At 37.7% G+C, this 3,207-nt stretch carries 1 protein-coding gene; it reads right to left on the bottom strand.

Features of this window, described 5'->3' with window-relative positions; translation table 11 throughout:
• Positions 1 to 262: 262 nt before the first annotated feature.
• Positions 263 to 3,157 carry a type I restriction endonuclease subunit R gene (locus IQ228_RS23780; RefSeq protein ID WP_201769155.1) on the bottom strand — a complete coding sequence of 965 codons (2,895 nt, stop codon included), beginning with the start codon at positions 3,155 to 3,157 and terminating at the stop codon, positions 263 to 265.
• Positions 3,158 to 3,207 lie beyond the last annotated feature (50 nt).

Here is a 3,207-nt window from a genome sequence, read left to right as displayed (position 1 = left end):
CCGCGAAACTTGCTGTTTAACAGCTAAACGCCCAGAAGATGAGCCAGTGCGGTCTTGGGGTTTCCCCAAGTAGAGCAACTGGCGGTATCAGCACGCACTTTTGTGCAAACGTACTGAGTCTGGGAACTTGTGCAAACAAGATATTAAGATTGTGAAATCTTAAGAATCCCCGTGTCTTTAGACCGTGTCTTTAGACCGGGGAGTGTCAAGGAATGAATTAATACTGTCACTTCCACAAACATCCTCTAAAAGGTAGAGAATCTCAAAATCTAAACAGTTCCACCCATACCTTCGATAAATGTATCAATAAATAACTGGATTTTTTCGGAAACGCGCTCAATAATTTTTTCCGTTCTAAAATTTTGGGCTTAAAATTTAGTGAACTGACTATTTCTTGTTCTCTTGGTAAACGGTTAGCAAAGGCATAGTTATTGATGATTTTTAATAACTCTTCATGTTCAATATTTTCGGTGGTACAAAGTTCGGTAAAGGCTTTTGCTTTTTCGGTTATCCAGTATTCTTCAAAGGCATTCATCACATTTTCATCGGGCTGGAGTTGCGACAAATTATTATTAATGAATACTTCAATTAAGGCGCGTTTATTGCGTAATTGTAATTCACCTGCCATCAGATCGAGAATTTCTTTTTGGAGTTTTTGAGTTGCGACTGGATCTGTTTTGTTCATGGTTCTCAACAAATTGAGAATATACGCCACATTAATCTCATCTCGATGAATTAAACTCAGTTCAAAGTCCACATCATCAAGAATTAAAGTTATTTCGCTGGTGCGTTCTCTTTTTACTTTTTCATGGATATCGAGATATTTACTTTTATAGTCTTCAAAGTTTTGCGCTGCCAGACTTAGATCGGTTTCTTCAAAGTCAGCGAAGGTAGTCAGAACATTTTTAAGGCGGAGTAGTTCCCGAAATTTAGTAACGAAGGTTAATTGGGCTTCTTTATCTGGTAAGGTATCTACACTTTTGATCGTCGGAGTTATGGCTAATAGCTCGCTGGCGGCTTGGTTGAACTGGGTTACATAGTCCTCATAAGGCTGGACTATTACTGTGTCTTGAGCATCCTTATTTGAGAATAGGGCGATCGCTTCATCAGTGGCTTTTTTAAGATTCCGAAAACAGACAATATTGCCCTGAGATTTTTTATCGTTGAGAATCCGATTAGTGCGGGAAAAGGCTTGAATCAGTCCGTGAAACTGGAGATTTTTATCAACATATAGGGTATTCAAACTAGGACTATCAAACCCTGTTAGAAACATATTCACCACCAGCAGAATGTCAATTTCACCCTTTTTGACACGCTGGGAAATATCCTGAGAGTAGTTATAAAAAGCCTGGCTATCGTTGGTGCTGTATTTGGTGTTGAATAGGGTGTTGTAATCGGCAATAAATTGATCCAGTTTGTCGCGGTTACTTTGGTTAATATTGCCATGACTGGGGATTTCTAGGGATTCTTCCTCAATTAAGCCGTTTGCTTGGGAGCTTTCTTCGTTAGTCGCATAGCTGAAAATAGTAACGATTTTTAAAGGCTTAGTTGCTTGTGATTGTTTCTGTTTGAATAGGTCATAATATTTAATCAGGGTTTCAATATTACTCACACAAAACATGGCTGTAAAGTCAGGGGCTTTAGTTTTTTGGGCGTGATGAGTGAGGATATAGTCAGTGATTTTTGCAAGTCGAATTGGGCTTTCTAGTGCTTCCTTGGTGTCCGTTTCTTCTATGGCAATATCGAGATTGGTGGCAATTTTTTTCTGGCGGTTTTTCGGCTGGACTTCTTCTTGTTTAGTTTTACCCACATATTCCACCGCAAAGCGGAGGACATTCTCATCCTTGATGGCATCAATAATTACATATTTATGCAAACATTCATCAAATAATGATGCGGTTGTTTGTTGATGTTCTCTAGTTCCAAAGGCGTTTTCCGTAAGAATTGGTGTACCTGTAAAACCGAATATTTGAGCATTTTGAAAGAATTTTTTGATATTTCTATGGGTTTCTCCAAATTGGCTGCGGTGACATTCATCGAAAATAAATACAAATTTTTGCTCTTGCAGATGTTTTATTTTCTCAAGATAGCGTTCTTTAATAATGGCATTATTCAATTTTTGAATAGTGGTAACGATTAGTGTAATGGTGTCGTTATTTAGTTGTTTAATCAGGTTATTGGTATTAGTGGTACTGTCTACGCTACCTTTGGCAAATTCGTTAAATTCTTTAGCAGTTTGGTAATCTAGGTCTTTACGGTCAACTACAAATACAACTTTATATATTTGGGGTAAATTAGTAATAATTTGACTGGCTTTAAAGGAAGTGAGGGTTTTACCTGAGTCTGTGGTGTGCCAGATATAGGCGTTTTTATTGCTATTTTTAACTCGTTCAACTAATGCTTCCGTTGCATAAACTTGATAGGGACGGAGGACTTTGAGGACATTAATGGCGGTGATGACAATGTAACGGGTGATCATTTTGGCGAGATGACAAGTTCTGAGAAATGTGTCAGCAAATTCGCTCAAATCAGATATACGATTATTTTCTTGATCTGTCCAATAAAAGGTTTGTTGGAATGATTGAGATTTATTGTTGGCGAAGTATTTTGTATTTACGCCGTTGCTGATAATAAATAGCTGCACATATTGAAATAGTCCCGCACCTGCGTCATAGGATTCATGTTGGTAGCGGTTAATTTGATGAAATGCAACTTTTAATTCTGAACCACGTTTTTTAAGTTCTATTTGCACTAATGGTAAGCCGTTGATTAAAATAGTTACATCATAGCGATTTTTGCGTTTTCCTTCTATGGTGATTTGGTTGGTGACTTGAAATTCATTTCTACACCAGTCTTCACAGTTTAAGAAACTTATATAAATTGTTTCGGCGGGTTTGCCATTTTCTGCGTCTCGTTTTAAGGCGTATTTATCCCGTAATATTTTGGCACGTTCGACAACTGTGCCTGTATTTAAGTGGTTGAGAATGAGGTCAAATTCTGTTTTGCTGAGGGTAATATTGCCGTTATGAATTTCTAGCTGTTGTTTGAGGTTGGCTAACATTGCCCCTTGGTCTTTAATCTTGACTCTGGCATATTTCATGCTTTGCAGTTGGGCAATTAAGTCTGCTTCTAGTTGGGCTTCGGTTTGGGTGGTCATGGTTGATATTTTTTACACACAAGACTATTTTAATATAAAGAGTTATGATA

This window comes from Dolichospermum sp. LEGE 00246 (assembly GCF_015207865.1).
Lineage (GTDB): Bacteria > Cyanobacteriota > Cyanobacteriia > Cyanobacteriales > Nostocaceae > Dolichospermum > Dolichospermum heterosporum.
Note: the sequence above shows the minus strand (reverse complement) of the source record. Positions and strands in the feature narration are given on the sequence as shown.